The sequence below is a fragment of the Shewanella profunda genome (assembly GCF_023283765.1).
GTDB lineage: Bacteria > Pseudomonadota > Gammaproteobacteria > Enterobacterales > Shewanellaceae > Shewanella > Shewanella profunda.
The window spans coordinates 36,520-52,784 of record NZ_JAKILG010000032.1 but is presented as its reverse complement, the minus strand read 5'-3'; the positions used below and the strand labels follow the sequence as shown (position 1 = coordinate 52,784).

The following is a 16,265-nucleotide window of genomic DNA, read 5'->3' as shown; positions in this document are numbered from 1 at the left end:
TTCCACTAATTTATGCATAGGCCCTCCGGTGTGATGGGGTTTCTCTTGGTCGAAAGATCCGATCACTTGGAGGGCTATTAGTTCAAATTTTCTTATCCCGAGTTCAGGTTATTTAGGATAAATATGAGTTGAAGGCGAAGTTTTGAGTAGATTAAGCAAAGGTATGAGGTTCTAGTGGCGGCGGTTTAGATAGTATCACTTTACCCACAGCCTTTTAATTTACGCTATTCACCGCCTTTAAAATCATAGCAATATTTTCGCTATTGATATCAATAGTTTTTATGCCATATTGAGCAGTTTTTTCACCCTGACTAACGTTGAATACCTGGACCTAATTAGAGGACTTTGCAGCGGATAACTGGAAAAGTAACCCAGGTTCCATTCTTTGCGCCAAAAGTAACCAACCATGTGTGAGTGCTATTTCCTTGCATATAGATAAACCTAAACCGGCCCCTAAATCGCGACGATGCTCTCCACGCCAAAAGCGTGTAAACAATAGCGAGAACTGCTCTTCTGTAACACCAGAACCCCTATCTCTAACCGTAATATCATGGGGGTAAAGTCGTATAAGAATGTCAGTATTAGGCGGGGCGTGCTGTATCGCGTTTTCTAACAAGTTCTTCAGTAAAGTAAATAACGCACCTTTATCCGCGAACCACTGACTCCCTGCACTATAATCTTCAACAATTAAGTTGACCTTCGCAGTCTCAGCCATACGTTGTAAATATGCGCCAGTCTCTTCAGCGATAGACTTTATATCAACAACCGTAAAACTGTAGTTATGCGGTTCGCTGGTTTCTGCCAACAGTAATAATTGCTGAACCTGTCGCGACATATAGCTGACATCATGCAGTAGCCAATTGCGCTCTTCTGTTTCAGTCATCAACTCGAGTTGAGCACGGATCAGTGCCAATGGCGTCTTTAATTCATGTGCCGCTGTGGCAAGAAACTCCTGCTGCACACGGTAGCCATGTTCCAGCCGCTCCAGAGCTTGATTAAAACTGTTTACCAAAGGTGCAATTTCTGCTGGCACATTGTCATTACTCAAGCGAGCTTGTAAAGAACGGGGAGAAATCAACGCTGCCGACTCAGATAGCTGACGCAGCGGCTTAAGGGTATGTTTGAGAGTAAAATGCGCACAGGCGCCAAACACGATAAACAGCACCACAGATAATACCGTCAGCCCACTCTCTAAAAAGGTAAAACCAAAGGCATCGTGGGCAAAATAGATAAACCGCCTGCTAACGGCGATCTGAATAAACCAACGCTGACCACCATGATCTATCCACCCGGTAGAGGCATCCATCAAGATGCCATCGCGCTCAAACTCAAAAGAGCCGGTGACTAAAGGAAGGTTAATTTCAGCAGCCGACCAGAAAGATGCTCCGGCTGCAGAATAAAATACTACCGTTCCTGATTGATCCAGCACTCGGTAAGCGACTTCCTGTGCGAGGCTTTCGAACAGCCAGTTGTAATCGTCATCTAAGCCAATTTTTACCGGAATGCCTTCTGCATTAAACAGCAGATCTTCAGCTAAATCCTGAGAAGCATCGTTTACTTCAAGTTCTGAAAAAATATTGTTTTTAAACAATAATGTAGTGACCAGTACCAAAGTGATAAGACTGACACTCAGCACCATACCAACCACAAAAGCCAGTAAGACTTTAATACTGATACTATTTAGTTGGTCCGCGAGCCTGAAGCGCATAACCTATACCCCTAATATTTACTATCCGCTGCTGCGAACCAATAGCCAACAATTTACGCCGGATACGATGTAAAGCAACATCTAGCGCGTTGGGAGTAACTGCCTCACTAAAACCCCAACCTGCGGTCTCAAGAGCACTATGGCGTACCGACTCTTTATACTTGCGCACCAGCAACAACATAATTTGCAGCTCTGCCTGAGCCAGAGTTTCGCTTTTATCTCCGCAACAAATAAGACTGTCTGTTGGGCGCAGCACTAAGTCACCACATTGAGGCTCCAGCGAACGGGTTTCAGCTGGGCGGCGTAGCAGTGCCCGTACCCGTGCGATCATTTCTTCCATTGCAAATGGCTTGGCAAGATAATCATCAGCGCCAGCATCAAGTCCCTCAACCCGGTCATGCAGAGCATTACGCGCAGTCAGCACCAGACAGGGGATATTGTTGTTAGCAGCCCGTAAACGCCGCAACAACGATAAGCCATCACCGTCCGGTACGCCGCGATCAATCACTAGTGCCTGATACGGCATTTGCTGAAGCGCGACCAGCGCATAATCAATACGGCTAAACACATCTGCCATAATACCCGCAGATGCAAGCCCCTCGCATATCAGCCGAGCTAAGCGTTCATGATCTTCAAGTAAGAGTATGCGATTCATCAGAAGTTGTAGATGTAACCGAGAAACACTCGGTTTTCAGTTGAGCTGTCTACCAGAGGGCTGTCTTTAATTTCTGATGCTAGGCTGGTAACGCTAACATCCAAAAACATAAAATGCTTTTGCTTAAACATATAGCCTCCACGCGCGCCTATCTCAAAATTTACCGCGGCCTCACCTTGATAGTAAGCCCGGCTGGTATTGACTTCATTTTCACGCACCCCGTAGTAATAATCGACATATTTATCGTCGAACCAACTCACTACAACACGTGGCGTAAACATAAATTGCTCTTTAAAATGCCAAGTTCTTTCTATTCCAAAATTAAACATACTGCCTTCGCTGTCACCAGAAACTTCAGTAATGTATTCAGCACTGATATCAGCAAAGCTGTTTTGCCATTCTGCTTTTAAACCTGCCCAGACACCGCCATCACGATCTTCCATGCCATTCAATATCTTGGCATCATCTTGTTCATACCCAGTAAATTCGTATTTACCGATAATACTGAAATTAAGTCTATTGGAATCACTAAACGCATAACTCGGCAATTTAAATGCTAACTCTGGCCCTGATAACCGGAAATAGCTGTTTTCATAGGTCAGTATCGGCAATACATTATGGTCACGGTCAATATCAATATAGGCTTTCTGGCTGCTGATAGCTGCCACGCCAAGCCCCCAAGATGACGAAGATGAATCGTCCTCCTCCAGCCCCGCTGCAACCGCTGACAAAGGTGAAGCCAAACCAAAAACTATTATCGAAGCTACCACACCACGTATAGCTACTGCACCAAAATGACATTCAGTTGAGAATAAAGACCGCATAGATAAATTCCTTTCAGGTGATGTTATTGAACCTCCATCTTCAATCCCCCTGACTTACATAGAACTTACCAAAACATTTTTTGCCACTGCTCGTCGGTAAGTTTCCTGAAAGGCTCCTTGTCTGATAGTGCCATCCGGTTTCAGATACTGATGAGAGTTTCAGATGCTTCCCTTACCCAAAATAAATTTTGCCTTTATAAGGCGGTACCAAGGCTTAGTCACGCCAGTACATGCGGGGCTCATTATTGTGTCGACGCTATGGCTATCAGGTTGTGCATCCACAGTATCCAGACAGGTAACCGCCGATATCGACTCCCGCATGGCTACACAGTGGCATGCGCCACTCCCCCACAACGGCCAGCTTTTTGACCTTAATCAATGGTGGGCTCAATTTGATGATCCGCTTTTGCTTCAGCTTATAACTGCAGCTCAAGCAGCAGTATGGCTGCCCATACCGAGGTTGAAGGTTTTGAACTGTCATTTCAGGCGATGCAATCCCGCTATCTGCGGGTATTGCTAGTTTGTTTGAACTCGAAGATGCCCGCCGGAGCATGACAGCTCACGCTAAATATAAGGAACTAGATAATGAGAAGGTCACACCAGGTTATTTTAATTACCACGGTGTTCGTGATGGCCGTGACAGCTGTAATCGTCGCCGCTGATAGCGCCAATACGCCCGCGGATAACACTGCTATTGCAACGGCTAAGCCCACGCTGACAGTTAACGTCACGACACCACAACTTATCGTGCTACCAATGACGATATCGGCCAATGGCAATATCAGCGCCTGGCAGGAAGCGAGTATCGGCAATGAAACCGATGGTTTAAGGTTGGCACAGGTGGAGGTGAATGTGGGTGATATTGTCCAGCGCGGCCAAGTGCTGGCTAGCTTTGCCGCCGAGACGGTCAAGGCTGAGCTGGCACAAAGCCAGGCTGCAGTGGCAGAAGCCGAAGCGGTACTCTCTGAAGCTGCCGCCGACGTAAAGCGTACTATTGAATTGCAAGCTGGCGGAGCGCTGTCAGCACAGCAAATTCAGCAATACTCCACGACCGAAAAAACCGCACTAGCCCGGCTTAAATCGGCACAAGCCAACCTGGATACACAACAACTACGCCTGAAACAAACTCAGGTGCTCGCACCGGACAATGGCATTATTTCAGCCAGAACTGCCACTGTCGGCGCAGTCTTGCCAGTAGGACAGGAACTGTTTCGGCTGATCCTAGGCAGCCGGCTTGAATGGCGGGCTGAAGTGTCAGCACAAGATCTGACAAAACTGCACCCAGGGCAAGTGGTACAAGTTACCCCCGTTGGCGGCAAGACCATCACAGGTTCGCTACGCATGGTCGCGCCGGTAGTGGATACCCAAACCCGCAACGCTTTGGTCTATGTTGACCTGCCTGTGGATAACACCACCCGCGCAGGTACTTTCGCACGCGGCCAGTTTGAACTAGGTAGTACCGAAGTCATAACCCTGCCACAAAGCGCCGTACAACTGCGCGACGGTTTTAGCTATGTGATGCGTGTCAGTGCAGATTCCAGAATAATCCAAACCAAAGTCAGTACAGGATGGCGCACTGACAACCTGATAGAAATCGTCAGCGGTATTGAACTATCCGACCAAGTAGTTACCACGGGTGGAAGTTTTCTTGGCGATGGGGATCTGGTGCGAATTATTGGAAATCTGCCACCTGCAAAATCCAGTGCAACACCAGCGGCTTCTGCCACTCAGTTAGACGAAGTGATGTAAGCCGGAGTACAAAATGAATTTAAATATCTCGACTTGGGCAATACGCAACCCCACACCAGCTATCCTGCTGTTTATTCTGCTGACATTTGTTGGACTTATCAGTTTTCGTGCGATGAAAATCCAAGATTTGCCTGATCTTGATCTACCCACGGTTACCGTAGCAATCGAGCTGCCGGGGGCTTCACCTTCACAGCTTGAAACCGATGTAGTACGTAAAATAGAAAGTGCTTTGGCGACGGTGCAAGGCGTTAAACACATTTACAGCAACCTGACCGATGGTGAAGCCAGCATTTCGGTGGAGTTCCGTTTGGAACGCTCGATACAAGATGCGATTGATGATGTGCGGGATGCGGTATCGCGCATTCGCTCTGATCTACCATCTGACCTACGCGATCCAGTAATTAAAAAGGAGGAATTGTCCGGCTCGCCCATTCTGACTTACAGCCTTAGCTCAGAACGGATGGATAACGAAGCCTTGTCCTGGTTTGTCGACAACGATATAAGCAAAGCCCTGCTAGCCGTGAAAGGCGTGGGCGCTATCGGCAGAGTGGGTGGAGTTAACCGCGAAATACGCGTTGATCTGGATTTTGCCGCACTGCTGGCATTCAATACCACTGCCGCCGATATATCACGCCAGTTACGTTTGGTGCAGCAAGAGGCCGCTGGTGGCCGTGCCCATTTTGGTGGTATGGAGCAATCGGTAAGGACCATTGCGACCGTGCAGTCTGCTGAAGAATTCGCCAGTATGGAGATTACCCTAACCGATGGTCGCCGGCTCCGGCTGGACCAGATAGCCACAGTGTCTGACACAGTTGCAGAGCAACGTTCAGCAGCTTTTCTTAACGGCGAGCCTGTGGTGGGTTTTGAGATAACCCGCGCCATAGGTTACGGCGAAATTGAAGTTGCTGAGGGGGTGCATACTGCACTCGAGCAGCTTAAACAACAGCGGCCAGATATTACCATAACGGAAGTATTCAACCTGATTGACCCGGTAGCGGAGAACTATGCCGGTTCCATGCAACTACTATATGAAGGTGCCTTGCTGGCGGTACTGGTGGTATTTCTGTTTCTGCGCGACTGGCGCGCCACCTTTATTTCTGCGGTGGCACTGCCACTATCGATCATTCCCACCTTTATGGTGATCCATATGATGGACTTTTCGCTAAATACAGTGACGCTGTTGTCGCTATCCTTAGTGATTGGCGTGTTGGTTGATGATGCTATCGTTGAAATAGAAAATATCGAGCGCCACTTGCTCATGGGTAAACCGCCGTATCAGGCTGCCATGGAAGCCGCAGATGAAATTGGTCTGGCGGTGGTTGCTACCACCTTTACCCTGATAGCGGTATTCTTGCCCACCGCCTTTATGAGCGGCGTAATAGGTAAGTTTTTTGTCCAGTTTGGCTGGACAGCCGCCATAGCAGTACTGTTCTCCTTGTTAGTTGCCCGCCTGCTTACGCCAATGATGGCAGCCTACCTACTGCGCTCCCCCCAGCAACAGCATAATAAGCAGCAGATTAAACCAGAGCCGGGCTGGATCCGCTACTACCTGAATCTGGTGACTTGGTGCTTACAACACAAAGGCACAACTATTACCGCTGCTACCGTATTCTTCGCTGGTGGCATTATGCTGGCGATGGCACTGCCCGGTGCTTTTATGCCAGCAAACAACGACCAGCAAACCCAAGTAACTATCACATTGCAACCTGGGACTAAGCTGCAGGACACTATCGCCCTCGCCGAACAGGCGCGGCAAATGCTGCAGCAAAATGAATATGTAAAGCAGGTTTACACAGCTATCGGCAGCGGTAGCTCTGGTGCATCAGATGACGCTGGTAGCGCAACAGCCAGTGTGCGCTCTGCAGTGCTGACACTTAGCCTGACCCATCGTAACGAGCGTGCTGGTTTTGAGAAGCAACAAATTGAACAGCAATTACGTGAAACGTTAGGCACACTGCCCGGTGCTAGGATTAAAGTAGGAATGGGTGGTTCCAGTGAAAGCTATACACTGGTGCTGGCTGGCGAAGACAGCCGCATACTGCAACAACATGCACTGCAAGTTGAACGCGAGTTACGTGCTATCCCGGGCATTGGCGCCGTGACCTCCAGCGCCAGCCTAGTCAGGCCTGAGCTGATTGTCACCCCAGATTTTGCGCGGGCTGCCGACCTTGGCGTTACCTCATCGGCCATTGCCGATACCCTGCGGGTTGCCACGGCCGGAGACTATGATCAGGATCTGCCCAAACTTAACCTGAGTGAACGCCAAGTACCAGTGGTGGTGCGCCTGAGCGATATCGCCCGCGAAGATTTTGACACCTTTAAACGCTTACCAGTACCCGGCGCCCGCGGCCCGGTAGCACTAGAGAATGTCGCCAGCCTAGAAATAAGCAGCGGCCCGGCAGAAATCGCCCGCTTTGACCGGATGCGCAATATCAACTTCGACGTAGAGCTGAATAACCTACCGTTGGGTGTGGTTGAACAAGCCGTATTGGCACTGCCCAGCCTGCAAACCCTGCCACCGGGTGTGTCACAAACTACATTGGGCGATGCCGAAATGATGGGCGAATTAGCTAGCGGCTTTGCCGTAGCGATGCTAACTGGCGTGCTCTGTATTTATATGGTGTTGGTATTGCTGCTAAAAGATTTTGTTCAGCCAGTCACCATTCTTGCTGCGCTGGTGTTATCGGTGCCGGGCGCCTTTCTGGCGCTGTTTTTAACCAATGCCGCGCTATCGCTACCGGCGATGATTGGCTTAATCATGTTAATGGGCATCGCCACCAAAAACTCCATCCTGCTGATTGATTACATCATCATTGCCAGACGTGATCACCAGTTAAACCGATGGGATGCCACTATCGACGCCTGCCGCAAACGGGCACGGCCAATAGTGATGACAACGATTGCCATGGGCGCAGGCATGATGCCTATCGCCTTAGGTATGGGTGGTGATCCGAGTTTTCGCGCACCCATGGCGATAGTGGTGATTGGTGGCCTGATCACCTCAACTTTCCTTAGCTTGCTGGTAATACCTGTGGTGTACAGTTGTGTAGATGATATCGTGCAATGGCTAAAACCACGCTTACGCCGTTTTTCTCCGCTTAATCATTAAGCCTTGCCGCTCATTTAACTAAAGATCCGGCATAAGGCATAAATAGAACTGCAAACTCAGGGTTAGCCGCTCTTTTGGCAAAAGAGAGAAAATTAGTGCTGGATCACCAGATCGTCCTCTGAACGACGCCACTGCGCCTCGATTCGGGCATCTGTTGAACGATAGCCCAGCGCTATCACCAAAGGGATGACTGTGCCACGGGGTAAATCTAAAAGTGTGGCTATTTTTGATGCTGAAAATCCTTCCATTGGACAGGAATCAATACCTTTGGCTGCAGCGGCCAGCATCAGCGTTTGCGCTGCAAAAACTGCATTGCGGGCAGCCCAGTGTTTACTGCCTAAATGGCCTACAGGCAGCAGTGACAGGCTGGGACGAACCAAGGCAGCAATAGAGACCAGCGGTGTCCAAATAGGGAAAGCCCCCAGCTTTAACAGGCGTTCAAACATATTCAATTGTTTATGGTAGTAGGCCTTGGATTTCTGCTCAAAGGCTGCAGAACTATCAACATAGGCCCGCTGCTCCGTTGCAGTCTTTAAGCCAAATGCCGGATTGGCCGCCACCACAATTAGCGTAGCTGCAGTCTTAGCCGCTTTCTGACCATTACAGGCCTGTGCAATTGTCGCTTTCGTCTCGGCATTACTAATCCAATGTAATTGATACGGTTGCAAATTACCGCTAGATGGCGCGAGTACTGCCTCTGCCAATATTGCGGCTATGTCATCATCACTGATCTGAGCGCCATTAAAATCGCGGATGGCACGACGTTGGCGATTTGTTGCTTGGAAATCAGCCCAGTTAGCCGCTGTTGTTGAGTTTTTCATTGTAATTTTTCCTAAAAAGTAACTTACGGCGACACTGCATCATGGACATCGCCTTGTGAGTAAAACCACAATATAGTAAGCTTTTACTTTAATTTTTAATACTTACGTTAAGGCATGTCGTGTGAGCCGAATTAGTACTACACAAAAATCAAGGAAAATGCCCTCTCAGGAGCGTTCGCGTTTAACCGTAGATGCGATTATTCAAGCTTCTACTTACATTTTGACCGAGGTAGGTTGGAAGGGATTCACAACAAATGCCATTGCTGAGCGGGCAGGAGTAAATATCAGCTCTCTTTATCAATTTTTCCCAAATAAGGAGGCTATAGTTGCAGAACTGCAAAAACGACACGCGGCAGAGATGAGTGATGAGTTGCATAAAATACTGCAGCTTGTTTCACTACAAGGCTCACTAAAACAAGTACTAACATTACTGGTTCATATGATCGTTGAAAAGCATAAGGTGGCACCTGCAGTACACAAAGCCGTGCTCGAGGAGGTCCCGCTAACCTTAAAAACCAGTTGCTCCGATGCCGACAGCCAATTGAGGATATTATTTTTAGAGGCGTTAAAACCTTTTATGCAAAACGTGCCGAACCCAGAACTGGCTATTCACATCATCACAGTAACGGCGCAGGCGTTGATTAATAACATTATCGTAGAGCGGCCAAAGCTGTTACAGGGTACAGAAATCGTGACTGAACTGGTCGCCTTGTATGAATATTATCTTGAACGACCCACAGCGACCACCTTGCCCTGAGCGGTTCCTATATATGTGGAATGTTCCAGATACAGTACTGCTAGCTTCAACTACTGATCATGTGAGGTATTAGTCAAATCCATATGCCATTCCTTAAAAATATTAATGAACCATCCCATCTATTCATTTGCAATTGTCGCTGAGAAAACGATACGGATTTGTACTATTTTTTTGCACGGTACTATAGTTAAAGTATCAGAAGTACAGATTGAGCTTTCATTTTGATAGGTGGGACAAACATGAATATCCATCGAGAGAAGAACCTAGCTCGCGAAGGAGTATCTATTAATTTTCTTTGGATTTTAAAATTGTGTGAACCTCTTAATATTAGCTTTAAAGCTAACGCTATTAAATCCAAATATTCTAAAATTAACCTTAAGTTGTTATGTACCACCCTAATGAAAATAAATATTTTTATTTTGCTTATCGCTATTTCAACAAACTCAATTTCAAATGAAAATAATATTAAAATCGCAACATTAGACTACCCCCCATTCATATATCAAGATGGTGGTATAGAAAAGGGAATCGTACTTGATATTGTAGTTGCGGCCTTTCACAAACTGAATGTTAATGTTGAAATTGAGTTTTATCCTGTAAAACGAGGACTGGAGATGGTTAAGGATGGTAGAGTTGACGCTTACTTTTCTTTAAAGAAAACACCTGAAAGAATTGAAACTTTGTTATTCACCACCAAACCACTAGTCCAACAAAAATTTGTCGTATTCACATTGATTGACAAAGAGATAAATTACACTGGGAAAATTGAAGATCTTTCAACTTATAGTATTGGAGTAGAATGTAATACATCATATGGGAATATAGTTGACAACGCCATTAAAGGTGGGATATTAAAAAATGTCGATTGTGCTCAAAGTTTTGAATTTTGTATCAAAAAATTACTAGCTGGTCGCACTGATATCATTATAAATAGTCTTGATGTTGGCAATGAACTTATTGCCAAAATGAATAAGACTGGTTTAGTTAAATCGTTAAATCCACCAATAGAGACTTTAAGCAGTTATCTTGCATTCACTAAAGTTAGAGATTATTCAACCCTAGCAGAATCCTTTGATAATGTTTTAAGCGAGATGATTAAGGATGGAACCGTCGAAAAAATTAAATCTAAGTATACTGATAAGGTTTCAATCGGATACTAATTAAAGGTTTAAATTAGTCCACATTCACCACACTAAATACATGCTCCTAGTTAGGTTACGACCTTCCACATCAATAAGCCGATCCTTCACCCCATAGATGAAATTATGCGTGCCTGGGTTTGAGATCGGCTTAAGTGTCTATAATTCTTAACGGCTATTTAGCCATAAATTATTATGGCTAACTCACCATTCATTATGGCTTAAAGCCAAACAAAGACTGCAGTTAATAAATTCCTCGTTAATAAACGAATTAGCTTTCATCGCCATCAGTTGTCATTCAAAAACCAAATGACCAGAGTGCGGGAATGAGGCTCACCAGAGTGACCCCGGCCAGCAGTCGTTCGCGACCACTGAGCCGCTGATGGTCACCAAGCTGTCGGCGGCTGTAGAGAAACAGCAGCAGGCCCGGCCCGTACAGCAGCAAGGAGAGCAGCAGGTATTCCACACCGGCGGCATAGAGCAGCCAGAGGCCATAACCGCTCGACACCAGTGCCACTGTCCGCATCAGGCCATTGCCCTCGCCACTCAAGGAAAGTTTGAGCAGGAACAGGCCGATCAGCAGATAGGGCACCAGTATCATGGAGGTGGAGATGAGCAGCAGGTTGGTATACCCCTTGCCGAGCAGCCATACCAGCAGCAGGCAGCCCTGCACCGTTAGGCTGGTGAGCCACAGCGACGCTATAGGGGTGCCGTTGCGATTCTGGCGCCGGAAGATGGCCGGGAAGGCGCCGTGGCGCGCCGCGCTGAAGGGCACCTCGGCCGAGAACAGGGTCCAACTTACGTAAGAAGCGAGCACAGAGACAACGAGGCCGACACTGATCAGCACCTTGCCCCAGGATCCCGTCATCTGGGCCATCAGCCCCGCCATGGAGGGATTGGGCAGGGCTGACAGCTCAGGGCGACTCAATATCCCCAGCGCCAGTACCGAGATGAGCACATAGAGCAGCAGCGCCAGCACCACCCCCAGCACTGTGGCCGTGCCCACGTCCCGCTTGTTCCTGGCGCGGGCCGACAAAACGGCGGCCCCTTCGATGCCGGTAAAGACCCAGAGGGTGATCAGCATGGTGTTGCGCACCTGTTCGGAGACCGGCACAGCAAGCGTGCTGCCCCCCTGATCCGTCGCGAAGGTCACAGGGTCGAACCAGTAGCAGGCGAACAGGATGAACAGCAGCAGCGGCAGGCTCTTGGCCAGGGTTGCCACCAGATTGAACAGGGCCGCCTGCTGCACGCCACGGGCCACCAGCAGATGCACGGCCCAGAGGATGCAGGACTCGCCGATAAAGGCCGCCAGGGTATTGCCATCGCCAAACCAAATCTGTTCAGGGGTATCGACGAAGCTGCCAAGGGCGGCGAACGCGATCACCAGGTAACCCACCACACCTATGGTGGCGCACAGCCAGTAGCCCCAGGCGGAGAAAAAGCCCACCAGCTCCCCAAAGCCTGCGCGGGCATAGCTGTAGATGCCGCCATCGAGATCCGGTCTTAGCCGCGACAGGTAGAGAAAACTCGCGGCGAGCGCCAGTATGCCCACCCCGGTCACACCCCAGCCAATCAGCACGGCGCGAGCACCGGCCACCTCGGCCATGTTCTGGGGCAAGCTGAAGATGCCCGCCCCCACCATGGAGCTGAACACCAGCGCAGTGAGGGACCAGAGGCCTATTTTGCTCTCTTTCATGTGCTTTCCTTAGCGCAGCCGGCTGGCCAGTGCCTGAATATGCTCGGGGCCTATGCCGCAGCAGCCGCCGATGAGAGAGGCCCCCACGGCGCGCCAGCGCTCGGCCCAGCCGAGATAATCCAGCGGCCCCAGATCGGCGCGGATCTCGTCCAACCCGTCGTTGGCGGTCGCCTCCTTGGGCTGGGGCGGAAACGCATTGGCATAGGCGCCGAGGCGAATATCCCCTCGACCCAGCGCCTGCAAGCTGTCACCGGCCACCGTCAGCGCGGCCTCGATCACCTCGGGCTGACAGCAGTTGAACAGGATGGCATCCACCCCGACCGCGGCCAGTGCGGTGACGGCATCCGCCACCCGCTCACCGGAACGAAGCGCAGGCTCGCTGCCCGGTGCCTCATCTTCCAGGGTGAAGGAGACCCAGAACGGCTTGCCATCCTGTGGCAACAGCGCCTTGAGGGCCAGCGGCTCGGCAATCAGGCTCATGGTTTCGGCCAGCCAAATGTCCACATGGGGCGTCAGCGCCCGAATGAGCGGTGTGGCCAGCTCGCCCACTCTGTCCGCCTCGAACAGGTCGGCGCGGTAGGAGCCAAACAGTGGCGGCAGGGATCCTGCGACCTGCACCGAGCCCGGTTGCTCATTGGCAACCTCACGCGCCAGCTGGCCAGCCAGCGCGGCCAGCGCTTCCCCTTCGGCGGCAAATCGCTCGGCACCGATATGAAACGGCACCAGGGCATAACTGTTGGTGGTGATGACACGGGCACCGCTCGCCACATAGGCCTGATGCACTTCGCGCACCGTCTGTGGCGCCTCCATCAGCGCGAGCGCCGACCATTCAGGTTGGCGAAATGGCGCCCCTCGCCGTGCCAGCTCGCGTCCCATGCCACCATCCAGTACCCACAATGCCTGCTTCTTCATCAGCGTAATCTCTACCTTTTTTGTACAACGTCATCTATCAAGGTACTGATTATTACAATAAAAACCTTAATAGCCACAAAAACATCTAGATGTTTAGATGGCTATATAAGTTAAAGGAATGCGGATGCTAGTGCAATTGGTATTGCTATAAATGGATCTAAACAAAACAGACAAATTCGTAAGACATTGTTATTAAATGAAATACACTATTTAGTATATTTATCGTGAAAGGTTTTAATCTGATTAATGATGGAAATAGTAAGCCTTAGCTCCCTATAAATTTAAGCAATAGGAGAAAGCATAATTTCAAGGCCACACTGAAAGGCGTGTATTGCGATATGATTGGGCTTAGCAAAAACGAGCTTAAATTAATCCTCACCACACTGGGACTTGCCAGTTTGATAGCAACTGGGTTGGCGAGGACACACTGCGCCGCGAGAGCAAATTAAGCGGGCATCATTTATAATCCCGCGCTCAATCCAATTGATATTTAAGATCTTAGCTACGCTGACTAAATCACTTTTAATGTGTTTGGGGATCTTAACTGAACCACCGCTGGCAACGCAGGCATCCTTTAAATCGTGGGCAATAGACAAGGCATCCTTACCTTGGGCTTCAATTGCAGGATTTAAATCAATGCCGGCGCAGAGCACATGGGGATTACCCGCCGAATCTTCGACCTTAATCGACTCACAGCAGTAAATTCGCGGCTCATTGCCGACATTCAAAATTGAAATCTGTGCCGAAGTGCCCACCGTCGGCTCGCTGATCATCCTAAATACTGCCCAATGCTGGCAGGGGTCTTCCACTAAACGCATATTGCCCCAAGGCAATGGAATACCATTGCCACGGTAAACCGCCTTTAGTTTTCCTGGTGCATAAGCGTCGAAATAATGCCAATGGGGATAAGGAGAAACGACTGTCATGCGCCGCATGGCAACCGAAGCAGACACTTGTAGTTGCTTATGTACTTCAATCTCATAACCGTGGCGGTCGAGCAATTGGCGATAAGGTACTTTAGGGCACAATAGTGCACCCGCGAAAAAGCTCGATTCAAAATCGCGCCACGCATGCAAAATATCCTGCGCATTGAGGGTATTGGACTGCATTCCGACCTCTTCATCGACCTCCAGTTTGCGACCGGAAATCATCACACTCTTTAAGCCGTCCTTATTGTGCAACACACAATGGCCTATATGGGCGGCGAGATCATACTTGAGCCGACTGGGGCGATTTTTAAGCACTTTATTGACGTAAATTGTACTGGGCGGCTCGATATAGGAAGTCACTAATTGGCGTGAACTTCCGCCCACTTCATCAATCACCTCCTGTGGAGCGCTATCTATCCATTTGATTTTTAGCCCCATTCCTTTAGCGATATCCAACATATCCTCAAGGGATAATGGCATACGCTTAAGACCAATCTCTTCGGCGGCCCGCTCAAGATCGGGAAAATGGTTTTGATGATGTTCCTGATGGGCACGGATCAGTAAATGGGCAAACTGCCGACCTGATATCCCCGTTTGTGACAACATCTCAGGAATCGCAATTTGTAAAATATCATTGGAAAACAAAAAGCTGGGTTCTAGCGCAATACCGCTAATACCACCTCGTCGGCCTTTGTCTGGCGTGATGGCGCTTTCTTCAGGCGCATCGTCAAGAAACCAATCGACCTCTTTTTGGAAAACCGCGGCAATCACAGCCAACATGCCTGCACTCGGCACACGCTTGCCACGTTCGATCATCGACAAATATGACACAGAAGGTGCACTACCCGCATCGACACGAATACAACGTGCCGATAAATCTTCCATCGTTAAGTTATTACGTTTCCGTAGGTTACGTATTTTGGTCCCGAGGAAGTGTGACTTTCTTATTAAGCTCTGGTCATTGCGCATTTTGTAAAATTCACAGTGTAAAATTTTTATTGTGAAATTGTAGTCAAAAAAGGACTAGACTACAAATTAAGCAATCAAGGAAAGGCTCAAGTAAGTCACCTTAGTCATCCTAACTGTGAAAACCATTTAGTAATGCAAACGTTAACCGGACAAACCAAGTTGAAGATAAACTTTGATAAATCAAAAGTTAAATCAAAACCCTGAATTTTTAAACTGAAAGAGTGAGAGGAACGAGCGATGAATATGTCAATTATCAAGAGCAACCAGATCCTAAACAGTCTCATCGCAGAAGAAGTATTTGCCGTGGCCCAAGTGAATGTTACAGAGCACGAGAAGATCGCCAACGCAAAACAATTTCTTGACCGAGTCTTTCCACTCAACTCTGGCTCACATCAAGATGTCAGCAGCTATGTAGTTTACTACCAACATTTATTAGCATTTTTTGCCGATGGTAGTCACAGTGGTCTGCGCCAGCCAAAGCAATTTGTCGCTTTTGGCGGTACTAAAGACTCGCCCAGCGCCATAGTGTTACAGGATCAAGGTTGCCATGTAGAGTTAAACTTCGATCGCAACGGCATGATAGGTGCGAGAGACGTTGCCAATTTGGAAGATATCCAAATAGAAACGCCATTAAACATGGTAGGAATACCAGAGTCACGTTCAGCAGCATCGCGCCATTGGCTAAGCCTGTTACATGCGGGTATGCCCAGTGCAAATGATACCCAAGATAAGCTGTTTACTGGGAAGGATGGCAGTGATTACAATTTGAAAAGTATCGTGAATTTATAATCTACTATTCATAATCTAGCCATTTATTATCTACTGAAGGAGATGAACTGAGCACAGTTCATCTCCGCTGATTTACCTCTTGATTTATCTCTTAAGTCCCGCAATATCCTCCTAGAGTCAATAAAACTGACTAACAAGATAAGTTTAATTGATTTTATTGAAGATAGTACTCGTAGCTATAATGCCCTCTCGCATCTGTCTCCATGAT

12 protein-coding genes are annotated in these 16,265 nt (G+C 48.5%); 5 read left to right on the top strand and 7 right to left on the bottom strand.

Annotation, left to right across the window (positions count from 1 at the left end):
• Positions 1 to 331: 331 nt before the first annotated feature.
• The 3 genes from L2744_RS14790 to L2744_RS14780 are packed head-to-tail and all read right to left on the bottom strand — an operon-like array spanning position 332 to position 3,187.
• Positions 332 to 1,708: an ATP-binding protein gene (locus L2744_RS14790; RefSeq protein WP_248992639.1), complete on the bottom strand. Its 1,377-nt coding sequence runs from the start codon at positions 1,706 to 1,708 to the stop codon at positions 332 to 334.
• Entirely contained in the window at positions 1,677 to 2,363 is a 687-nt protein-coding gene (locus L2744_RS14785; RefSeq protein ID WP_248992638.1) for a response regulator transcription factor, read from the bottom strand. The genes L2744_RS14790 and L2744_RS14785 overlap by 32 nt, the downstream gene beginning before the upstream one ends.
• Positions 2,363 to 3,187: a MipA/OmpV family protein gene (locus tag L2744_RS14780; protein WP_248992637.1), complete on the bottom strand. Its 825-nt coding sequence runs from the start codon at positions 3,185 to 3,187 to the stop codon at positions 2,363 to 2,365. Before L2744_RS14780 ends, L2744_RS14785 begins: the two co-directional genes overlap by 1 nt.
• A 585-nt stretch (positions 3,188 to 3,772) precedes the next feature.
• Between L2744_RS14780 and L2744_RS14775 the strand changes: the two genes are divergently transcribed.
• Both L2744_RS14775 and L2744_RS14770 read left to right on the top strand, forming a co-directional pair.
• Positions 3,773 to 4,936, top strand: a complete 1,164-nt coding sequence (locus tag L2744_RS14775; protein ID WP_248992636.1) for an efflux RND transporter periplasmic adaptor subunit — start codon at positions 3,773 to 3,775, stop codon at positions 4,934 to 4,936.
• Positions 4,937 to 4,949: 13 nt separating this feature from the next.
• Entirely contained in the window at positions 4,950 to 8,045 is a 3,096-nt protein-coding gene (locus L2744_RS14770) for an efflux RND transporter permease subunit (RefSeq protein WP_248992635.1), read from the top strand.
• Between the two features lie 92 nt (positions 8,046 to 8,137).
• Here the strand turns inward: L2744_RS14770 and L2744_RS14765 are convergent, their stop codons facing one another.
• Positions 8,138 to 8,866 (bottom strand): nitroreductase family protein, encoded by a 729-nt coding sequence (locus L2744_RS14765; RefSeq protein ID WP_248992634.1) that lies wholly within the window; start codon positions 8,864 to 8,866, stop codon positions 8,138 to 8,140.
• A gap of 121 nt (positions 8,867 to 8,987) precedes the next feature.
• Between L2744_RS14765 and L2744_RS14760 the strand changes: the two genes are divergently transcribed.
• Both L2744_RS14760 and L2744_RS14755 read left to right on the top strand, forming a co-directional pair.
• The gene (locus tag L2744_RS14760) at positions 8,988 to 9,623 is read left to right on the top strand and encodes a TetR/AcrR family transcriptional regulator (protein ID WP_248992633.1); all 636 of its coding nucleotides are present in this window, start codon (positions 8,988 to 8,990) and stop codon (positions 9,621 to 9,623) included.
• A gap of 239 nt (positions 9,624 to 9,862) precedes the next feature.
• Entirely contained in the window at positions 9,863 to 10,783 is a 921-nt protein-coding gene (locus L2744_RS14755; RefSeq protein ID WP_248992632.1) for a substrate-binding periplasmic protein, read from the top strand.
• 277 nt (positions 10,784 to 11,060) lie between these two features.
• On the opposite strand, the gene L2744_RS14750 is transcribed toward L2744_RS14755, so the two are convergent.
• The 3 genes from L2744_RS14750 to L2744_RS14740 all read right to left on the bottom strand — a co-directional run bounded on the left by L2744_RS14750 (position 11,061) and on the right by L2744_RS14740 (position 15,268).
• The gene (locus tag L2744_RS14750; protein WP_248992631.1) at positions 11,061 to 12,458 is read right to left on the bottom strand and encodes a basic amino acid/polyamine antiporter; all 1,398 of its coding nucleotides are present in this window, start codon (positions 12,456 to 12,458) and stop codon (positions 11,061 to 11,063) included.
• Between the two features lie 9 nt (positions 12,459 to 12,467).
• A complete protein-coding gene (locus L2744_RS14745) occupies positions 12,468 to 13,370 on the bottom strand; it encodes a homocysteine S-methyltransferase family protein (protein ID WP_248992630.1) in 903 nt (300 codons plus the stop codon).
• A 368-nt stretch (positions 13,371 to 13,738) separates the two neighbouring features.
• Positions 13,739 to 15,268, bottom strand: coding sequence for a DUF3612 domain-containing protein (locus tag L2744_RS14740; protein WP_248992629.1), 1,530 nt, complete (start codon positions 15,266 to 15,268; stop codon positions 13,739 to 13,741).
• 237 nt (positions 15,269 to 15,505) lie between these two features.
• Here L2744_RS14740 and L2744_RS14735 point away from each other — a divergent pair, with 237 nt between their 5' ends.
• On the top strand, positions 15,506 to 16,057 hold the full coding sequence (locus L2744_RS14735) for an aldolase/citrate lyase/malate synthase family protein (RefSeq protein ID WP_248992628.1): 552 nt from the start codon (positions 15,506 to 15,508) through the stop codon (positions 16,055 to 16,057).
• Positions 16,058 to 16,265: the final 208 nt, after the last annotated feature.